The 21,090-nt window shown below is 32.9% G+C and carries 13 protein-coding genes; 6 read left to right on the top strand and 7 right to left on the bottom strand.

Annotation, left to right across the window (positions count from 1 at the left end; all coding sequences use genetic code 11):
• Window positions 1-2: 2 nt before the first annotated feature.
• From ACFQ1R_RS08580 to ACFQ1R_RS08565, 4 genes are all read right to left on the bottom strand, one after another.
• Window positions 3-1,124 (bottom strand): glycoside hydrolase family 88/105 protein, encoded by a 1,122-nt coding sequence (locus ACFQ1R_RS08580; protein WP_379925745.1) that lies wholly within the window; start codon window positions 1,122-1,124, stop codon window positions 3-5.
• 7 nt (window positions 1,125-1,131) lie between these two features.
• Window positions 1,132-3,867 carry a glycosyl hydrolase gene (locus ACFQ1R_RS08575; protein ID WP_379925744.1) on the bottom strand — a complete coding sequence of 912 codons (2,736 nt, stop codon included), beginning with the start codon at window positions 3,865-3,867 and terminating at the stop codon, window positions 1,132-1,134.
• Window positions 3,868-3,871: 4 nt separating this feature from the next.
• Complete coding sequence (locus ACFQ1R_RS08570) at window positions 3,872-5,062, bottom strand: oligogalacturonate lyase family protein (protein ID WP_379925743.1); 1,191 nt, start codon at window positions 5,060-5,062, stop codon at window positions 3,872-3,874.
• A gap of 139 nt (window positions 5,063-5,201) precedes the next feature.
• Complete coding sequence (locus ACFQ1R_RS08565) at window positions 5,202-6,572, bottom strand: glycoside hydrolase family 28 protein (protein ID WP_379925742.1); 1,371 nt, start codon at window positions 6,570-6,572, stop codon at window positions 5,202-5,204.
• Window positions 6,573-6,847: 275 nt separating this feature from the next.
• Here ACFQ1R_RS08565 and ACFQ1R_RS08560 point away from each other — a divergent pair, with 275 nt between their 5' ends.
• The 6 genes from ACFQ1R_RS08560 (at window position 6,848) to rhaM (ending at window position 15,865) form a co-directional block, all read left to right on the top strand.
• On the top strand, window positions 6,848-9,988 hold the full coding sequence (locus ACFQ1R_RS08560) for a SusC/RagA family TonB-linked outer membrane protein (RefSeq protein WP_379925741.1): 3,141 nt from the start codon (window positions 6,848-6,850) through the stop codon (window positions 9,986-9,988).
• Between the two features lie 7 nt (window positions 9,989-9,995).
• Window positions 9,996-11,534 (top strand): RagB/SusD family nutrient uptake outer membrane protein, encoded by a 1,539-nt coding sequence (locus ACFQ1R_RS08555; RefSeq protein WP_379925740.1) that lies wholly within the window; start codon window positions 9,996-9,998, stop codon window positions 11,532-11,534.
• A gap of 139 nt (window positions 11,535-11,673) precedes the next feature.
• On the top strand, window positions 11,674-13,074 hold the full coding sequence (locus tag ACFQ1R_RS08550; protein ID WP_379925739.1) for a sulfatase-like hydrolase/transferase: 1,401 nt from the start codon (window positions 11,674-11,676) through the stop codon (window positions 13,072-13,074).
• A gap of 14 nt (window positions 13,075-13,088) precedes the next feature.
• Window positions 13,089-14,093 carry a family 43 glycosylhydrolase gene (locus ACFQ1R_RS08545; RefSeq protein ID WP_379925738.1) on the top strand — a complete coding sequence of 335 codons (1,005 nt, stop codon included), beginning with the start codon at window positions 13,089-13,091 and terminating at the stop codon, window positions 14,091-14,093.
• Window positions 14,094-14,118: 25 nt separating this feature from the next.
• Entirely contained in the window at window positions 14,119-15,480 is a 1,362-nt protein-coding gene (locus tag ACFQ1R_RS08540; RefSeq protein WP_379925737.1) for a hypothetical protein, read from the top strand.
• A 91-nt stretch (window positions 15,481-15,571) separates the two neighbouring features.
• On the top strand, window positions 15,572-15,865 hold the full coding sequence (rhaM, locus tag ACFQ1R_RS08535; protein ID WP_379925736.1) for an L-rhamnose mutarotase: 294 nt from the start codon (window positions 15,572-15,574) through the stop codon (window positions 15,863-15,865).
• A 30-nt stretch (window positions 15,866-15,895) separates the two neighbouring features.
• Here rhaM and ACFQ1R_RS08530 read toward each other — a convergent pair whose 3' ends face one another.
• The 3 genes from ACFQ1R_RS08530 to ACFQ1R_RS08520 form a co-directional block, all read right to left on the bottom strand.
• A complete protein-coding gene (locus ACFQ1R_RS08530) occupies window positions 15,896-17,362 on the bottom strand; it encodes a right-handed parallel beta-helix repeat-containing protein (RefSeq protein WP_379925735.1) in 1,467 nt (488 codons plus the stop codon).
• A 158-nt stretch (window positions 17,363-17,520) separates the two neighbouring features.
• The gene (locus tag ACFQ1R_RS08525) at window positions 17,521-19,137 is read right to left on the bottom strand and encodes a right-handed parallel beta-helix repeat-containing protein (protein WP_379925734.1); all 1,617 of its coding nucleotides are present in this window, start codon (window positions 19,135-19,137) and stop codon (window positions 17,521-17,523) included.
• A 189-nt stretch (window positions 19,138-19,326) separates the two neighbouring features.
• Entirely contained in the window at window positions 19,327-21,087 is a 1,761-nt protein-coding gene (locus tag ACFQ1R_RS08520) for a RagB/SusD family nutrient uptake outer membrane protein (RefSeq protein ID WP_379925733.1), read from the bottom strand.
• Window positions 21,088-21,090 lie beyond the last annotated feature (3 nt).

Here is a 21,090-nt window from a genome sequence, read left to right as displayed (position 1 = left end):
AATTACTGTATTCTATAAATTTCAGCTCCAGCCAATAAAAAACATCCTAAGCCATAATCTTCAAAATCGGGAATTTTATCATAAGAAAGCGGTTGCCCATCTTTAGGTTCTTTTCCTGTTGATTGTAAAAAACCTAAAAAACCGTTTTCGTGCAACGCTTCTTTAATCAATGCATCCCATCCTTTTTCAATTATTGGTAAATATTTTGCTTTATCTAAAATACCGTTGTTTACACCGTAAGCCATACCGTAAACAAACAAAGCTGTTCCAGAAGTTTCTTTACCACCAAAGTTTTTTGGATCGTGTAGGCTTACATTCCAAAAGCCATCTTTTCTTTGAATTGGAACTAAGGCTTCTGCCATCGATTTTAAATCGATAATATATTGTTCTCTATGTGGTGCATTTTCTGGTATAATAGATAAAGTTTTAGCTAATGCTGCAATAACCCAACCGTTACCTCTGCTCCAATAAGCATCTTCTCCATTTGGCTCTGTGTATGGCGGATCAAAATCGGCATCGCGCCACCAAAGTCCGTCTTTTGGGTTATATAATCCATTATCACCATGTTTGTCTCTGGTGTACATATACATATTGTACATTTTTTCAAAATAACGATTGTCTTTTTCTAAAACACCTAATTTTGCAAATACAGGCATGCCCATTTGTATGGCATCAATCCACGACCAATCGTTTAGTTGCGGTGTGTTTAAAAGCATATTTATACAAGCTTTTGTGTTTTTTAACTTTTTAGCGTTTGGTTCTAAATTGTACAAATCAATATAGGTTTGTGCAGCACAATAGTTATCTGCGTTACGTGTTATATTTCCGCTATTAAAACCCCAATTATGAAATTCAGACCAATCATAAGCATATTTGTAATATGCTTCTTTTGGGTAAATTTCATAAAGTGCCATAAGTCCTTCGTAATAAACACCACGCGTCCAAATATTACTTGGGCGTTCTTTGTTAGTAACAATGGTTTTGCCAACATCTTGCCATTTATCCATAAAGTATTGATTGGCAAGTTGCATGTGTTCTAGAACTTTCTTTTTGTCTGAAATTTGACCAATTACAGTTTGAAAACTGAAAACGGAAATAAAAATGATTACTATATTTTTTTTCATATGAAGCTTATTTATATAATTTAATTTTTTTTAGTGGTGTAATTGTTATTGGTCCTAGTAAACCAGAAGGCATTGGCTTCCATTTGGTAGCATCAAATTTTTCGTAATCTTTGTTTACCATGTTTATTTCGTAGAAAATTTTCCATTCTTCGCCTTTAAGTTCTTTAGCTCGAATTCTATTAGCAGGTAAATTGGTAACTTGAATTTTTAACTCGTTTTTGCCTTTTTTTAGTGTTCCTAAATTGATGTTGAATGGTACAGACCAAAGGTTGCCAATAAACGTACCGTTAAGCCATACTTTGGCACTTTCTCGAACATCACCTAAATTCAAATTCCAATTATCAGCCTCAATTGTTGGTGCATCAAATTGTAATGTATAAGTTGCGGTTCCTGAAAAGGCTTCGGCTTCTGCACTTAAATTTGTCCAAGATTGTAATGTTTTCATTTTAGATGAAACAGGTAATTCTGGACCACCTTTTTCAAAAACAATAGTCCATTCACCTTCTAAATTGATGGATTTATTTTCTTTTTCGTAATAATTCCAATCTTCTTGTGATTTTGTGTTTTCAGTTTTAAGAATGAACGATTGCCCAGGTTCTAAGCGAAGCTTAACCAACGTGTTTTTATCTGTTTTTTTAACCGCGGCGTTACCATAAGCTTTGGTTAAAGGGTCTAAAATTAATACCTCTTTATTGGTGATTGCTAATGGAATAAAATCATCTATTACTTTAGATGTATGGTTTACCAAGTAGTATATTTTTTCACCATTTAACTCTCTTTTTGTGAATTTTAATCCAGTGTTAACCAATGTTTCAGGATATATATTAGCAAGTTCCAAATTTTTAAACAGGTTTGAAGTTGGCTCTAAAAGTGTGTTGTTGTTTGAAATAGTTGCTACTAATTTTTTGGTTTGAGCTTCATAATCATAAAAACCAGGAACCGTTTGTGGTAAGCCTTCAAAAATAATATGTGCACCTTCTTTTTTTAAAGCAATTAGCTTTTCTAAAGTTTTTAAAGGCATTTTTTTACATTGCGGAATAACTAACGATTTGTAGTTGCCACCGGGTAAAACAATAAGTCCGTTTTTAACAGTTGCCTGTGAAATGAATTTATCTGAAATAAAATCAAGACTATAACCACTATCCATTAGCTTTTTGGTTGTGTTGTAAAAAGGCGTTCCGTGTAGCCATTTTTTTAAAGAATGGATTTTGAACTCAAAGAACAAAGTGCTTTCTAAATTTTTGCCCCATGTATCGTAAATTGGCCAATAAAGTAAGGTTTCGTTATCCGGTTTTCCAGATTGAAGCATCGATTGGCAATTTGCTATATATGAAAATAATGCTGGTGCATCTTCCCAAATAGTATTTGTTGCATTAAAGTTTACAGACGCATAGAATTTCCAACCTGGCCATACAGCTTCTTTAGGTGAATATGTTGAACCATGTAAAAACACATGGTTGATGCCGTTTAATAACAAGTCTTCAACTTCTGGTTTACATTGCGATAAGGCTGTTTTAAAATGGTCGCGTAACCAAGTAAATGTTTCTGAAGATGTAAGTTGTTTTCCTGATATGTGAGCTGCCGATGAGGAGAATTTTAGCATCACTGGATCTGCATCACCTTCTCGTATATCTTCTGCATCGCGTCTAAAACCTGGTATATTATACGGCATAGAACCAAATGTTTCACATTCAGGAATGTCAGCGGAAGCATACAAATCAATTAAATTACCAGGTGAACCATGGGCTTGCAGTTTGGTTTTGAAGTTTTTGGAATTAGCCCATTCGGTCCAAGGAATATCAAATTTATTTAGTAGCAAATCAGATATGGTTTCTCTATAATCACTTTTTACTCTGTTATCAATATTAGTATCGTCTTTACTTAAAAGTTGCGGCATGTATTTTTTTAAATCATAACCACGGCGTTTTTCAAATTCTTGAAAAAATTGGGGAGTAAAATCGGTGCCATACACCTCGTAACTATCGTTAAAAATAGCTCTTGGTTTGTTTTTTATACTTTCAAAAGCTTTATTGAAAGGTTGTACATATGCATTTAAAGCATCGGTTGAATAATGGTCTAGTGTATAACCTTTTCCTCCAGGAGCAGCTCGTTTAACCTGTTGCCCAGTTTTGCCTGTAAATACGGCATAAACCGTATAATCTGTTTTTTTAGCTTTCCATTTTAATTGATTGCCATTTAGTTGGTTTGTTAAATCTAAAAAAGCACCATTTTTGCCATAAGCCAAAACATGAATTAGTTCTGCAGGCATTTTCTCTTTAGAGGCATCAACAGTAATGGTTTTGGTTATTTTTTCATTTTTTTTAACTTCAAACGTTTCAATTACTAGTTTAGTGGCAGCGTAAGGCGCTGTAACATGCGAACCGCCATAAGGCCAGCCTGTGCCTAAAACCATATCAACCTGCATGCCTAAACTATCTGCAATTTTAATGGTGTAGTCAAGCATTTCTAAATATTTTGGTGATAAAAAATCAATAAAATTGGCTTCTTGCCCTTTTACACCATAAATAGGGGTTATTTCAACGCCACCAATACCCGCTTTTTGAAAATCGATTAAGCTAGACTTTAAATTTGGTTTATCAACAGCACTACCCATCCACCACCAACGTGCCCAAGTTTTTGTTTGCGAAGTGTTTTTAGGCCAAACATTGTTGTTTTGTGCTTGAATAGTTGTAAATGTAAAAACACTTAAAGTAAATAATACTAGTAAATTTTTATGTTGCATGTTGTTAATTTAATGAATGTTTTTTAATATCCACAGCATAAATTTGAGTGCTTCCTTCAAAATTTGCTCTAAAAATTATTTGTTTGCCATCTGGTGAAAAATGCACATTAGGTTCTAAATCATAATTATGGTTCTTCATATTAACCAATTTTGTTGAAACTAAACTATCGTTTTTTGGTATGAAGTGATACAGCCACATACCATCTTTTGCACGAGCTACTTGACCTTCATCGCCGCCATCGCCAGCAAAAGTTTTTTGGTCTGGTGAAATATTAAAATGAATAGACCATTCATCTCGTTTTAAACCGTAGCGTGTTTCTTCGCCTGTTTCAATATTTTTTCCAGCTACATAAAATGTAACACTTCTTGGTATTTGAAGATCGAACCAAATGGTTTTTCCGTCAGGACTAAAAAACTCGTGACCTGCAATTTCTCTATCAACAGTTCTTTTATGAACCAACTCAGTTTTCTTAGTTTTAATGTTTATGTTCCAAATACGGTCTACTTTGTGCCATGGTCCTTCATGGCAATACATCAATACATCAGGATTGGTTGGTGAAAATTGAATATGGTTTAACCAGGCATTTTCAGAATATAAGTTGTTGTATTCTTTGGTGTTTACATTTATGGTTATTAAACTTCTTTCAAGTTTTGCTTCGTATATCTTATCAAAATAGCTTGATTTAGACGGATTTTTTTTAAAAATCTCGTTTTCTTCTTTTGTTATTAAAGCACCACCTAAAAGTGTTTCATCGGCATTTAAAGTTGAAATAGAGCCAATCACATCATCATTAAATTCGTATATAAATTCCGTTTTGTGCGTGTCTATATGTGTTGAAAAAACACTGTCGTTAACCATATAAAATACTTTGCGGGTTTTTGTTCCTAAAATTTCACCGCGTTTGCTTCCTTTAGTATTTGTAATTTGTTGTATTTCTTTTGTTTTTAAGTTAACTGTAAAATACTGACTGCTAGTTTCAGTTCTTCCAGAAAAAATCATTAAATCACTGTTTCCGTCTTTAGACTTTATAAATGGATTGTTATGAAAGTAAAAACTATAATTATTGCCATTTCTATTAACCAGTTTTTCAATTTTATGTCCTGTTGAAGCGTCTATCCAAACTTTAGCAAGAGAACTTTCTTTACTAGTTTCCATAAGAGGAATTTGAGGTGTCTCTTTTTTTGTATGCTTCACACCACAAGAAAAATTCAAGATAATTAAGAAAGTGAATAGTATTTTAAAAAGGTTCATGTTGTAATTTTAAATAAAAATAGATGTTGTTTGTATTTATTCTATCCTGTGGCATCCTGTAATATTTAACCAATAAGTAAGACTAATTGGGTGTTATATTGAAATTTAAAACATGTTCATGGATAAGTTTCTGATTTGAAATAGAATCAACTTCTACATTATTAAGAAAAATATTTTTTACAGGAAGCTCTTCTTGACCTAATATGCGTGATAAAAATTCTGTTTTGGTAGCCTTTACATTTGTTAAATACACATCCTGTATAGGTGTTAAGCGTCGTTCAATAGTTGGTACTAAATCGCGCCATTGGTATAAAACATCGGTTTCAATACCAAGAATGCCATTTTGAATAGCACCAGCGTTAATGTTTTTAACAAAAATATTTTTTACATAGCCACCGCGACGTTCGTTGGTTTTTATAAATACTAAATGGAACATTTTAGCACCGTCAACCACGTTACAGTTTTCAACAAACACATTTTCTATACCGCCAGATAATTCACTGCCAATTGCTAATAATTGATGTCCGTTTTTCATGGTGCAATTACGCATTACAATGTTTTTGCAAGGCGTATTTAAGCGCCAAGCATCTTGGTTTCTGCCTGATTTTACTGCAATAGCATCATCACCTTGATCAAAAATGCAATTTTCAATTAAAACATTTTCACTCATTTCTGGATCTACACCATCGTTATTGTGCCCGTGTGCATATACGTTTAAATTTCTAATAACCACATCTTTTGATAGGTAAGGGTGAATGGTCCAAAAAGGACTGTTTTCAATAGAAACACCTTGAAGTAAAATATGTTTACTACGATTAAATTGAATAAAATGCGGACGGAAATTTGCTGTATCATTTACCATTTGACGTTCTTCAACAGGTTTGTTGTACGATGCCAAATTGTAAAGGCGTTTTAAACTTTGCATGTGTGGTTCTGGGCGTGCAAACCATTTTTCCCAAATATCCATTTTTGCTTTTAGCTTACCTTCACCTGTAATGGCAATGTTTTCACACTTAAAAGCGTAAATAAGTGGCGAGTAATTATAACATTCCATACCTTCCCAAGTGGTGTGAACTGCAGGTAAATAATCTTCTGGTTTTTCTGAAAAAAGTAAAACAGCACCTTTGTTTAAGTGAAGGTTTACGTTGCTTTTGAAGTGAATTTTTTTTGTTAACCATTCACCTTCGGGGATAACTACAACACCTCCGCCAGTTTTGTTAGCTTCAAAAATGGCATCTGCAATAGCTTTAGAGGTTTTTTCTTTATCGCCTTGAACTGCTCCAAAATCGGTAATTAAAAATTGTTTGCAATTACTAAAATCTGGTGTTTTAATAGCAGGCATCTCAAAAGGTGCTTCTACTTTTATTTCTGTAAATTTAATTTGATGAGTGTTTTCTTTACATGAGTACAGGGCCAATACCAATCCAATTAAAACTATTTTAAAAATCTTCATTTGTATATTTTTAATTTTTAAAAATAATTACAATACTAGTAATTGCTATCCTGTGGTGTCTTGTTTGGTAATTTAAACACTCGAAATTTAATCGATAACATTAAGTATTTTTTTTTTAATTTTTTCCATAACATTTAAATACATGAAAATCAGTCACTTGCATCATTTATTTTTTTTGTAAAAAATTTAACATATTATTTTAAGCAGGTAAGCACAGGATACACTTAGAATTTGTATTGGATAGATTTGGTTTTATAATTACTAAACTAAATTACATGAAAAACAAATTAACTTTTTTTATGAGTATGCTAATGTTTACTATATTGTATGCATCTGGTTACGCTCAAGAAAAACAGATTTCAGGTACAGTAACCGATCTGTCGAAACTTCCTTTACCAGGGGTAAACGTTATTGTAAAAGGAACTAGTAAAGGAGCTAGTACCGACTTTGATGGGAACTACACGATTACTGCATCTGTAGGACAAACCTTAGTTTTTTCGTATGTGGGTTTTAAAACACAAGAAAAGCTTGTAGGTTCAGCTAATAGTTATAATGTTTCTTTGGAAACTGATAATGCACAGTTGGATGAAGTTGTTATTGTAGGTTATGGTACTCAAAAAAGAACCATGACAACAGGAGCAGTATCATCCATTAAAACTGAAAATTTTGTTGAAAGACCAATTTCTAGAGTAGACCAAGGTCTTATAGGTCAGATTGCAGGTGTTCGTGTTAAACAAACTTCTGGATTGCCAGGTGAACCATTCAGTATTAATATTCGTGGTACAGGTTCCATCTCTGCAGGAAATGAACCTTTGTATGTTATTGATGGATTTCCAATACACACTGAAGGTACTTCTAGTAGTGGTGGTTTTGGAAATGGTAGCCCATTAGATAATATGAATCCTAATGATATTGCATCTGTTGAAATTTTAAAGGATGCAGCTGCAGCAGCAATTTATGGTTCAAGAGCTTCCAACGGAGTTGTATTAATTACAACTAAAAAAGGTAAAACAGGAAAACCTAAGTTTACATTTAATACTTATTCAGGAGTATCTAAGGAGGTTAAACGTATGGATATGTTAACAGCTGAGGAATGGATAGAAAGAGCTAAAATAATGATTGATACTCAGTGGGAAGCTTCAGGTATTCCTGGTGCATCTGCTAGCCAAACAGTTGATGAGCGTAGAGCTACGTACAATGCAGCTAGAAATCCAGATCTTGCTCCAGATCAGTTTAATACAAGTTTTATGTACGACCCAAGATGGGATATTCCAGGGCATCCAGGATTGGATTATATAGATTGGCAAGATTTAATATTTAAGAGAGGAGAATTTAATAATTATCAAGTATCAGCATCTGGTGCTACAGATATGGTTAATTATTATGTTTCGGGTAATTACCAAAAAAATAAAGGATATATTGTTGGTACAGATTATAGTTTATATTCAGCAAGAGCAAATGTTGATATAAATTTTTCTGAAAACCTAAAGATAGGTATTAATTTAGCCCCTTCATACTCTATAAAAAATGATCCTGGGGTTGAGGGTAAAGACCAAATTTTGCATAGAACAGTAGGTGCAACACCTGTTTTTGAAAGTGCTACCAATGAAAATGGAGAAAAGTACACAACACGATACGCTTGGGGAAGTAGTACTACAAATCAGCTTCCTCTTTTGGATAGAAAGGGTAAGAATTCAATGTTTAGAAACCTAACCTCTGCATATATTAGTTATAACGTTATTAAGGATTTAAATATTAAGAGTAGTATTAACTTTGATAACTCTGACAATACAACAGAAGTATATAGACCTAGTGATAATTTAACTAGTATAAGAGGAAATTATAATACTTACAGACGTCAAAATATAGTTAATGAAAACACATTAACATATAATACTACAATACGTGATAATCATAATTTCACCTTACTTGCAGGACAATCATATAATGCTTATCAAATCACTAGATCTGGGTTGTCATCAGGAAATCTATATAATAGTTATACAATTGAAACATTGCCTAGCGGTTCTACGGGTAACACAACTTCTGAAAAAAATGTTCAAATTTCATACTTCGGAAGGCTTCAGTACAACTTTAAAGAAAAGTACATACTTTCTGCTAGTCTCAGACGAGACGGTTCATCAAAGTTTGGATTTGAACAACGTTGGGGAACGTTTCCTTCAATCTCTTTGGGATGGCGTGTTACTGAAGAAGATTTTATGAAAGATGTAAATTGGTTAAGCGAGTTAAAACTTAGAGGAAGCTCTGGTGTTAATGGAAGTAATAACATTGGTAATTATGCAGCATTTTCAACCCTTGGAACTTACAATTATGCTTTAGGTGGTACCACTGGGTTAGGGCAAGGTGTTTCTGGCATACCAAATCCATATTTACATTGGGAAGAATCTAAAACTACCGATTTTGGTTTAGATTTTGGAATATTAAAAAACAGAATAACAGGTGTTTTTGATTATTACAGAAAAGTAAATAGTGATTTGTTATTACAAGTTCCAGCATTAGCATCTTCAGGTTATACGAGTTATTTGTCTAATGTAGGAAAAGTTGAAAATAAAGGTTGGGAGTTTGAGTTAACTTCGATAAATGTTAGTACCAAAGATTTTCAATGGAAAACATCAGCCAATATAAGCCATAACGAAAATAAAGTTTTAGCATTAGGTCCAGATCAAGATAAAATTGAAATTAACTCTAGTTGGGGTGGTGGTGTGCCATTTTACAAACTAGAAGTGGGCAAACCTATGTATACTATTTTTACGATTGTTCAAGATGGTGTAGTTACACAAGCAGATATTGATACAGGTGGTACTACTTGGGGAGGTAGAGCTTTAGTTTTAGGAGACCCAAGATATGTGGATCAAAATAAAGATGGTAAAATAACAACTGATGACCGAGTTGATGTTGGAAATCCAACACCAAAGTATACATGGGGTATAACAAACACCTTCAAATATAAAGATTTTGATTTAAATATTTTAGTTGAAGGTCAAAACGGAGGTTATGTGTATGGCCTTTTAGGTAGAGCATTAAATCGTACAGGTATGGGAGCTGTTGAAAACACAATAGATGTAGATCCAGCTATTAGAGGAAATTGGAAAACAAATTTTGGTTATGTGCCTAATACAGATTGGTTATATAAATCAGATTACTTGAGTGTTAGAAATATAACATTAGGTTATGATTTAACAAAATCCCTAAAATCATTAAGCAGAATAGATAATGCAAGATTATATTTAAGTTTTGAAAACTGGTTTTATTGGGATAAATATGATGGTGGATTTAACCCTGAAGCTAATAATGTATCGGGAAGTAGTGATAGTAGATATCCTGTGCCAGCAGATTATGGAGGAGCTCCATTAGCAAGGTCACTGGTTGTAGGACTTAATATTAATTTTAATTAAACGAAACATGAAAAAGTATATTTATTTAATAGCAAATATTTTTGCATTACTTATTTTAGTATCGTGTGAAGACGAACTTAATCAAGTTCCTTTGTCAGAAGGAACTACTGAGAATTTTTATTCTACACAGAATGATTTTATACAAGCTAGAAACGCTACCTATTCCATAGCGTTTCATGGTACAGGAACCTATGGATATCCTAGTAGAGTTTTAAACCTAAGCGAAACTAGATCAGACAATTTTTATGCAACAACACAAGCTTCAAGAGATTGGGAAGGTATTAATAATTTTTTTGTTTCTCTAAGCTCAAACTCTTTAGTAACAGAGGCTTATGTTAGTAATTATAATGCTATTTATAAAGCTAATCAGTTATTAGAGCAATTAGAAGCGAGAGGACAAGTTATTCCAGTCGTAGCAGACAGAACAAATATGGAAGCAGAAGCCCGTTTTCTTCGAGCATTTTGTTATTTTGATTTGTTAAGATGGTTTGGTAAAGTGCCATTAATAAAAAACACTTTATCTCCTCAAGAAGTAGCTTCAATAAAAAGAACAGCAGTAACAGAGGTTTACGATTTAATTCTTTCAGATTTGCAATTTGCCGTAAACAATCTAGCACCTTCATACGATGCAGCTAATTTTGGTAGAGTAACAAAATATGGAGCAAAAGGTTTATTAGCTTTGGTTTATATGACACGCTCAAGTCCTAACTACGGAATCGACGGTGCAATGCTAGGACTAAATGAATGGGATAAGGCATATCAACAATTAAACGATATTAAGTCAAGTGGATTATATGCCTTTGGTTCAAGTTATGAATCTATATTTAGAGTAGAAGGAAATACAAACAAAGAAAACGTTTTGGTTATTCCGTATTCTCAAAATACAGGTAATGGAGTTGGGGGTAATTTTATGGTGGAGTTAGGTTATGAGCCATATTTTGCATCATTAAATTTATCCCAACAAGGGTCATTAGAATACAGGCCTATTTCAGAATCGCTACTTAATCTATTAAGTTTAACTGACAATAGAAGAATCTTTGGAATTGCTGATACTTATACTGTTACTTCAGGAACTTATTTAGGAACCTATACAGATAGACCTGTAGTGAGAAAGTATATAGATGCATCAAGATATGGAAATGGTAGAGAAGATTGGGGTGTTGATTTTATTGTGATGCGCTATACAGATGTCTTAATGTTAATGGCAGAGTGTACCTTACATGGTGGTGGTGGTTCACAAGCCGATGTTGATGCAATTGTAAATGATGTTAGACAACGAGCTGGCTTAGCTCGAGATGCAAGTAATGTAACTTTGGATCAGTTATTTGAACACAGAAGAACCGAATTTTTTGGAGAAGGTACCAGATGGTTTGATTTAATTAGATCAGGAAATGCAATAACCATTATGAATGCATGGAAAACTGCAGAAGATGCTTCTAACAGTATTGGTACTATCGATAAAAATTCTTTATTATATCCAATGCCATTACAAGAAATGCTGGCTGTACCGGGTCTTTATGAACAAAATCCAGGGTACGATAATTAATGTAAAGAATTTATTTAATATCAAAAGCACTTGAGTAAACTTATTCAAGTGCTTTTTTCATTACATTTTACAGTATAGTACAGGATACAATTAAAAAGGCAATAAAATATCTTTGAAATAAAGAGTTAATAAACCAACTATGTTTCTAAAAAAGATTTATTTTATAAGTGTATTTAATTATGCTTTTTTAATCTGTTTAATAGGATGTTTAAACGCCTGTAATAAAATTGAGAAACACAAAACGCCTAAAGTAGCAACAAAAGGCATAAACATTCTAGTTATAATAGCCGATGATGCTGGTTGGAATGATGTAGGTTATAACGGTTCTGAAATAAACACACCCAACATTGATTTTTTAGCAAATAAAGGTGTGCAACTTAATAGGTTTTATGCGAATCCAACCTGTTCGCCATCACGTGTTTCACTATTAACAGGCATGCCAGCTAGTAGAATAGGTATTGTAGCGCCTATAAGTGATAAAAGCACAAAAACGTTACCAGATTCAATAGTAACACTACCCCAAGCATTAAAAAAACAAAACTATCAAACTGCTTTATTTGGGAAGTGGCATTTAGGATTGGATATTTCCAACGGGCCAAATGCCTTTGGTTTTGATTATTCGTACGGTTTTCTTCATGGTCAAATAGATCAATACACGCACAAATATAAAAATGGCGATGCGAGTTGGTATAGAAATGATAAAATGATTGAAGAAGAAGGACATACAACCGATTTAGTTACTAAAGAAACCATTGAGTGGATAACAAAAAAGCGCGATGTTTCAAAAAATTTCTATATTCAATTAGCTTACAGTGCACCACACTTTCCTTTACAAGAAGAAGATATATGGAAAGCACCTTATCTTGAAACCATTAAGAACGGTTCAAGAAGAGATTTTGCAGCAGCCATGTCGCACATGGATAGCAGTATAGGATTGGTTTTAGAAACTTTAAAAAAACAAGGTTTAGAAGAAAATACCATGGTTATTTTTATAAGCGATAATGGTGCCATGGAAAACTGGTATCCAGAAAATCAATATGGAGGTAAATTTAAACCAAATCCAGTATTAGGCAGCAATTATCCTTTGCGAGATTGGAAAACATCTAATTATGAAGGTGCTATTCGTGTACCAGCTATAGTCTATTGGAAAAATAAATTACATGCTCAAATTAATTCAAATTACATAAGTATTACAGATGTAATGCCAACAATTTTAAAATTAATAAAAAGCGAAATACCTAAACAAGTTGAAGGTGTTAATGTTTGGACATCCATACAAGATTCTAAAAAAGAAACAACGCACAACATTTATGTACGAGGTCATATTCAGGAAAGTTTAATACAAAAACCTTGGAAACTAATACGAAATAGATTTAAAGATAAGTCTCCAGCAAGCTATCAACTTTATAATATTGAGTTAGATCCTGAAGAAAAGAATGATGTTATAAATCAAAATCCAGTAATAGCATCTCAATTGAAAATAGTATTGCAAAATCAATTTAATAAAGACGATAAAACAATTAACGTCGATTTAAAATAAAAAACAAAATTTTAATGAAGTTAAAAATCATTTACATCCTTTTAATATTAGTTTGCATATCATGTAAAACACAAAACAGCAATAAAACTCAAACAAATGTTGCAGATAAACCATTGTTTCGAGATCCAATTTTTGATGGTGCTGCCGATCCATCAATTATTTGGAATAAAAAGGAGAAAACTTGGTATATGTTTTATACCAACAGACGTGCTAAAGATGATGCAGCAAGTGGCGTAGCTTGGGTACATGGTACACGAATTGGTATTGCAAAATCTAAAGATGGCGCACATTGGACGTATAAAGACACATGCAATATTCAATATCAAATAAAAGACGTAACGCATTGGGCACCAGATGTAATGGAGTATAAAGGTGTTTATCATATGTACTTAACCATTGTTCCAGGTATTTTTGAAGATTGGTACCATCCACGCTATATTATTCATCTAACTAGCAGTAATTTAACCGATTGGAAGTTTCATTCAAAATTAAATCTAGCTTCAGATCGCTGTATTGATGCCTCCGTTTTTCTGTTGCCAAACGGTACTTGGCGTATGTATTACAATAACGAAAATGATGGAAAATCTATTTATTATGCTGATAGTCCCGATTTGTATAATTGGATAGATAGTGGCACAAAAGTTATTAAAGATAGAGGAGAAGGGCCAAAAATTTTTAAATGGAAAGGCAAAAACTGGATGGTAAATGATGCATGGAAAGGTCTAGGTGTATATACTTCAGAAGATTTTGTTAACTGGAAACGACAAGATAAAAACATTTTAGAAATACCTGGTACAGGTGAAGATGACATGGTTAAAGGTGGACATCCAGATGTAATTGTGCAAGGTGAAAAAGCTTATGTGTTCTATTTTACCCATCCAGGGAAAACACCCGCAAATAAAGATATAGATAATTATGAAACCAGACGAAGTTCTATACAAGTTGCCGAATTGGAATACGTTGATGGAGAAATAGTTTGTAATAGAAATAAACCAGTATTTATTAAACTTATTCCTTAATTTAAACACTATAAAAATCTGTAAGATGAAAATTAACAAGTATATAATATTAGTTTCTGGAAGTCTTTTTTTGTTTAGTTTATCACTTTACAGTCAAATAGGTAGACGATTTCCATCTGAAAAGAGAATCATAGTAGATTCTATAACTGGAACAAAATTAGTTTTCTTAACAAGTAAACCTATGGGAGATTCTAAAATTTATCAAACACATCCGCAATGGACGGCAGATGGTAAATGGCTAATATTTAGGTCAAACAGGGTAAAAGGTGAAGCCATGGCAGTGAATGAAGCTACGGGTGATATCATTCAAGTTACAGAAGGTGGTTATAGTGGCATGCTAAATATTGCTCAAAAATCTATGAAGCTATATTTTATGAGGCATGCAGGGAATGATGTTTTGCAAATAATTGAAGTAAATCTAGCAAAGGTTTTTGCTGATAGTGAAGCAGGTAAAATGAAATCAGTTTCAAATTACGAAAGAATATGTGGTACAACACCAGCTAATATAAAAGCAAACGGCGATTTAGCACTCGATGCAGATGAAGAATGGGTGTATTTTAAAACAGGAAAAGAAGCAGCGGCAAAACATTTAGACTTTAATGTTAAAATTGAAGAAAATTTTGGACCTCGTAATATGGGTGCAGGACCTTCAGGAATTGCAAAAATGAATATTAAAACAGGAGAAACAACACATGTAATTTCTGTTCCTTTTCAAGTAGGTCATATACAAACCAATCCATGGAAATCTGGTGAATTGGTTTTTTGTTGGGAAACCGGCGGAAAATCACCACAGCGTACTTGGGTAGTATTGGCAGATGGCACAGGTTTACGTCCGTTATATCCTGAGGCAGATTATGAATGGGTAACCCACGAAGCCGTTATAACAAAAGACGAAGTAGCCATAGCAATTATGGGGCATCGTAAAGTAGATATTTTAAATGAAAAGCCTGTGGAGGTTACAGAAAGTACCAGCGTGAGAAATCCAGAAAACCCGGGGCAAGAAAGTAATTGGGGACCATCAGGAACTCGTGAAAAACCAACAGGTTTAGCTATTGTTAATTTACGAACAAGAGAAATGACTATTGCAGGACAAACACCAAGTGGAAGCGGTTTGTGGCACGTTAACGGTTCAAGTGATGGGCGATGGGCTGTTGGCGATGACTTCTCTAGAAGTGTTTACCTAATAGATAGACATACCAGAGAAATGATGCTGCTCACAACAGGACATAAAGTTACAGCAAGTGATCATCCACACCCATCATTTAGTCCTGATGGAACAAAAATTCAAATACAATCGGCAATGCTATCTAAAGATAATAAGTCTATGAATATTTGTATTGTTCATCTTCCTAAAACTTGGCTTGATAGAACTTATACTAAACCATAAATTATAGTTACCATTTCATAATAATTAAAACCAAATAATACTTTTCGGTTTTTACTAATACTATTTAAAGATGAAAATAAATGCTTTTAAAATGAAACTAAAACCAGGTTTCGAAGCTGAATATAAAAAGCGTCATGATGAAATTTGGCCAGAATTATCAAATCTACTTTCAGAAACAGGAATACAAGATTATAGTATATTTTTAGATGAAGAAACGTTAATACTTTTTGCAGTTCAAAAAATTTCAAAAGATTTTGATGAATCTTATTTACCTAATCATCCAATAGTAAAAAAATGGTGGGCGTATATGGCAGATATTATGGAAACTAATCAAGATAATTCACCTATAGCAATACCACTAAAACAAGTGTTTCATTTAGATTAGTATTGCTATAGGTAAGTTTTAAAAGAAATATTACTTAACAGTAATTATTTTACTACTTTTTTGATTGTCAGACCCTTTAATTACTAAAAGATAATTGCCAGATGCTAAGTTGTTTCTATTTATTGTAATTGTGTTTTTTCCAACAGGATACGTTTTTTCAGCAATATCAATTATTTTTACCCCCATAATATTGTATAATGAAAGGTGTAATTTTGAAACTTGATTTGTTTGAAAAACTAATGTGGTTTTTTCAGAAAACGGGTTAGGATAATTATAAAAATTTTCAACAATATTAAAGTTTTTCAAACCTAATGTTCCTGTTTCTAAATAACCCAAATCTGGAGCAGTACCATTAAATGCTAAACCAACATCAACACCTTTATCAATTAAATCACTTCCAGGAACAAGTTTCATAAAATCTATATCTGGTAAACTACCATCTGCTTTTCTTGGAGCACTTAATAGAGTTATATCTAAACTAACAAAATCTGAAGCATTAGCTACAAGACCATTTTGCCAACTATTGTTGGTTATGTTTGTAGTTGTTGCAGAATAACTATCGCCGCCAGAAACTCCTGAGATAGAAATGGTGTTTTTAATGGTAAGTGAATTAGCTATGTTGGTACTGCTAAAGTTAATGTTTCTTCCGTTACTGTAAGCAGAACAATTATAAAGTGTTACATCGCCACGGTTGCTATTATGATCAAAACCATCAAAAACATTTCCAGCTGCAATACAGTTTTTGTAAATAGCGTTGTGCTTTAGTAGTTTGTCATCACTACCACCAGTTTTAAAACCGTTACCATCGCCACCACCTATGGTACCATTTTTTAAATATCCGTTTCTAAATGCCCAACAATTCTCATAAGTAGTTGTAATATTATTAGCTGGTCTTAAATAACCATCCCAACCATCATCCAGATTTTGCCATGCACGACAACCAATAAATTTATTTCCAGTTCCTGCATCTAATTTACAAGCAAAACCATCGGCATTTTCAACTAAAGAATCGGCATTATTGTAAGAATCACAATTTAAAATTGTATTATTACTTGCGCCACTTCCTATTTGTAAGCCAGAGTCTTTACATTCGCTAAATGTGCAAAATTCTATTAGATTATTGCTTCCGCTAATAAACATACCGTTGTCTCCCGCACCAAAAATGTCAATACCTTTAATGTGCCAATAAGAACCAGATAGCGTAATAGCTCTATTGGTTGAGTTTTCTGCCATTGAAGAAAAATTCAATAGTATTCTAGAAGTGTTATTAGGATGCGGTAATAAGGATATTATATTTCCAGAAGTTCCATTTTTGGTAATACTAATTCTTGTAGTAAAGGTGTAAGTGCTACTGGTTGCATCACTTATGTAAATAGTGCCTCCAGCAGTGATAGTTGAAAGCGCACTGGTAAGTTCTTGTGGTGAATTTACAGTAGTTTGACTGTAACTAAATATACACTTAAGAAGAACTGTGTAGATAAGTAGCTTTTTTTTCATAACAAATTTTTTAATCTTTTTTACAAAGATATATACTTTAATTTGTTATAACTTCAAATAGCATGTTTTTTTTGTAATCGATTAACCTGACTTTGATTTGCATTTGAAAAATGGGTAAATTAAGTGCATTTAATACCCATTTTAAACACGTGTTTGCATTATTTTACAGTCATTAATTTACTGGTTTTTTGGTTGTTAGAGCTTTCTAAAACCACCAAATAATTACCAGTTGACAACTTATTTCTATTAAGAGTTATATTATTTTTTCCTGTATAACAAGTTTCCTCAGGAAGCTCAAGTACTTTAACTCCCATTAAATTATATACTGAAACTTTTATTTTTGAAGCTTGTGTTAAATTAAAAACAATATTAGTTTTAGTTGAGAATGGATTGGGATAATTAATAACATTAAACAAAGTATTATGATTTTTAATACTTAATGACGATGACTCTAAATAACCTAAATCTGGCGCAGAACCATAGTAAGCAAACCCAATATCATAGCCAGCATCAATTAAATCGCTTCCAGGTGCTAATCTGAAAAAGTCTGTATCAGGAAGACTACCATCAGCTTTTCTTGGACTCATCAATAAGGTGTGATCAAAACTTATAAAATCACTTGCATTAATGGTAACAGGTAAATCAAAATAGTTGTTGTTTAAGGAGCATTCAGGTTTGTCAATATCTGCTAACTCTTGTGAAGTTGCTCCTGCACCAAGGTTATTTGCCATTATATGTCCCCAACCAGGAACATCTGTAGCAAAATCGGTTGGATTTAAAGCTTTACAATTAAGCATTGTGTAGTTAACTGGGTTTTGAAAAGCAGTATTGTTAAACCACTTATTACCATTTAAATGATGGTTTGCATAAAACCCTCGAAGTCTATTTTTAACTGCTACACAAAACTGAATAGTATTCATAGGTATAGGAGCATATCTATTTACTACATCAGTATAAGCGGTACCACCTTTGCCATAACCACCAGCTTTAAAGCCAGTACCATCACCACGAGAAACAAAACCGGTTGAATACCCATTGTAAAATGCCCAACAATGATCGATTAAAACTGGTTCTCCTGAATTAATCAAATCAAAACCATCATCACTATTAAACCAAGCACGACAACCTCTAAATATATTCCCTACATCGCCATTTCTTACATGGCAACCAAACCCATCTACATTTCCTCCAACACCACCTTCTGAAACTGAATCCCAGTTTTCATAAGCATCACAATTTAAGATTAGGTTGTTAGAACCACGTAAAATATATACTCCTATTGCCATATTATGGTGCATAACAATGTTTTCTAGTGTATTATTGCTTCCTTGTATTTCAAAACATTCTGATTGTGTATGTGTAGTAATGGTTACTTGTACACCAATAATTTCTATGCCTTTAATGTGTATATTATTACCATTAATATAGAATGCAGTAATACGATAATTTACAGGTTTTATATTTTGATAGTCGAAAACAGGTTTTTCATTTTGGTATGCTAAATAAGAAATACCACTTTTATCTAATTTTGTTACGTATGCCCATATGCTATTGTATTGAGCTATTTGATTTTCTCTCATGGTGTACAAACCACCTCTTATATATACAGTGTCTCCATTACTAGCAAGTTGTTGCGCTCTTTTAATAGATTCTAAAGGGCTTGATATGGCACCACTGTTTGTATCATTTCCATTTGGAGCTACATAAAAATCTGCAGAAAAAACTGAAGTTATTGCAAATAGAGATATTATAAAAGTTAGGTATTTATTTAGCATAGTTTAGTTTTTAATAAAATTAATTAATTGCAGTTTAAAGCAGAAGTATAAACGAGGAACCGTGTTTAATTTAGTTTATATATAATTAGAGTATCAAAAGCAATAAGGTTTTTAGAAAATAAAATTATTGACTTGATGTCTAAAATTTTATATTTTAAAAACCTATTATCTAATTAGTTGTTTAATATTTTATTCTTCGTCTTTCCAAACAAATGGTAAATACCAGTTTGAAGGTGTCATTAGTTTACTACGAACTTCACTAGCTTTTGGGTTACCTTCTTTTAAAAGTTTTTGATAAATTCTATCTGCTAAAAAAGCAGGGTCATTACGGCGTAGCGCTATTCGAACTAAATCGCCCCATCTATTTCCTTCAAAGGCTAGTTCTAATGCAGCTTCTTTAATTAAGTTGTCTTCAATAGACATTAAACTATCGCCAACTACCGCGGCTCTTTCTACATAAGCACGACCTCTTATACCGCCGTTACGATGCCAATCATCTCTATAACGTGGGAAATCACCCATACGTGCAACAAAATCATATGGAAATGGTTGTTTTGTTTGCTCTATGTTTGTTTTATCAGTTTCTCCTGCAACGGTATAAGCACTTCGTATTCCGAAGTTTAAAATAGCATCTGCAATTTTATGTTGATTATCTCTGTTAGCGGCTTCTGCATAGCGTAAATGTAATAAACCTGCACGATACAAATGCCAATCGCCATCTGTTTGGAAAACATCAATAGGAGTTTGGTTTGTAGCATCTAGGTAATGGTAAAGGTATTTCATAATAACTTCTTCGCCATTAATCAAGCTATAAGAGAATTTTTGACCACGAGCATCATAAGGAAAACCATTACGTTGTTTTTGAGTTTTCCATAAATCCATTGCACTTTGAGATGGTTTTAATAAGTAGCTGCCTCCTTGGTTTGAAAAAAGATCGATAAATGGATTTTTAGGCGCAAAATTACTATCAAAAGGTAACGACCAGATCCATTCTGTATTCCATAATACATCTTTTTGTCTTGCAAACATAGAGCGCCACCCTTGTGTATTATTATTAACTAATGAAAGAGCATCTTGTTCTCTATATCTTAAGTAACCTACTGCTAAGTCATTGTTGGTTGCTATATCAGCTTCTTTAACACGATATACGTCATATCGTTCAGAATCATTGCCACTACCTGTTCCTGTTTCCATTACTAGTTTGTAATGGCTTGCAGCTTTTAAGTAATTACCTTTCCAAAGTTGTAAATCTCCTAACAAACATTCTTTATTTATAAAGAATTTAGCTGTGTTATAACCATCAACATTTATAACAAGAGAGCTATTTACATTATATAAATCTGTATACGGAAGTGATTCAGTAAATTGAATAAGTTCATCAAGTAATTGTTGAAATGATATTTTGTTATAATAGTTTGGATTTTTAATGTCATTAATATTTTCAACTGGTTCGGTAATGTAAGGTACACTACCATAATGCATACCTAATTGTAAATATAACCAGCTTCTTAAAGTACCTATATCAGAGTAACGTTCGTTAAATTCATCGGCATCTAATCTATTATCTGCACGCATTGCCTTGAAGTTTTTAAGAACGTCATTGCAGTTATTTATTAATTCGTAAAAATCTTTTGGGTTTGCATAAGGGTTATTCACACTTACCGAGTGTTCGTTCAACTCTTGAAGTGTTAAACCAGCATTGTATGTAGGGCTAATTAAATCTGCTCTTAATTCGTTTAGAACAACATACTTTTCTGCCAACCCCATTAATTTGCCATATATACCAACAATAGCTGCATCGGCATCAAAAACATCACGATAAACTTGATTGCTGTTTAATTTGTCTTGTGGATCAACATCTACATAGTCTTGACATGCAGTTAAACTTAAAAGAATAGCTAAGCCTCCTAATATAAAATGTCTTTTAATATTTTCGATTATTTTTTTCATTTT

Origin of the sequence: Mariniflexile jejuense, assembly GCF_042675665.1 — a bacterium.
GTDB lineage: Bacteria > Bacteroidota > Bacteroidia > Flavobacteriales > Flavobacteriaceae > Mariniflexile > Mariniflexile jejuense.
The sequence above is the reverse complement of the archived record's forward strand: the minus strand, read 5'-3'. Positions and strand labels throughout refer to the sequence as shown.

Excerpts from the sequence above, each read along its gene's own strand:
- ACFQ1R_RS08580 (WP_379925745.1), bottom strand. The coding sequence starts at position 1,124 with ATGAAAAAAAATATAGTAATCATTTTTATTTCCGTTTTCAGTTTTCAA.
- ACFQ1R_RS08575 (WP_379925744.1), bottom strand. The coding sequence starts at position 3,867 with ATGCAACATAAAAATTTACTAGTATTATTTACTTTAAGTGTTTTTACA.
- ACFQ1R_RS08565 (WP_379925742.1), bottom strand. The coding sequence starts at position 6,572 with ATGAAGATTTTTAAAATAGTTTTAATTGGATTGGTATTGGCCCTGTAC.
- ACFQ1R_RS08560 (WP_379925741.1), top strand. The coding sequence starts at position 6,848 with ATGAAAAACAAATTAACTTTTTTTATGAGTATGCTAATGTTTACTATA.
- ACFQ1R_RS08555 (WP_379925740.1), top strand. The coding sequence starts at position 9,996 with ATGAAAAAGTATATTTATTTAATAGCAAATATTTTTGCATTACTTATT.
- ACFQ1R_RS08550 (WP_379925739.1), top strand. The coding sequence starts at position 11,674 with ATGTTTCTAAAAAAGATTTATTTTATAAGTGTATTTAATTATGCTTTT.
- ACFQ1R_RS08545 (WP_379925738.1), top strand. The coding sequence starts at position 13,089 with ATGAAGTTAAAAATCATTTACATCCTTTTAATATTAGTTTGCATATCA.
- ACFQ1R_RS08540 (WP_379925737.1), top strand. The coding sequence starts at position 14,119 with ATGAAAATTAACAAGTATATAATATTAGTTTCTGGAAGTCTTTTTTTG.
- rhaM (WP_379925736.1), top strand. The coding sequence starts at position 15,572 with ATGAAACTAAAACCAGGTTTCGAAGCTGAATATAAAAAGCGTCATGAT.
- ACFQ1R_RS08530 (WP_379925735.1), bottom strand. The coding sequence starts at position 17,362 with ATGAAAAAAAAGCTACTTATCTACACAGTTCTTCTTAAGTGTATATTT.
- ACFQ1R_RS08525 (WP_379925734.1), bottom strand. The coding sequence starts at position 19,137 with ATGCTAAATAAATACCTAACTTTTATAATATCTCTATTTGCAATAACT.
- ACFQ1R_RS08520 (WP_379925733.1), bottom strand. The coding sequence starts at position 21,087 with ATGAAAAAAATAATCGAAAATATTAAAAGACATTTTATATTAGGAGGC.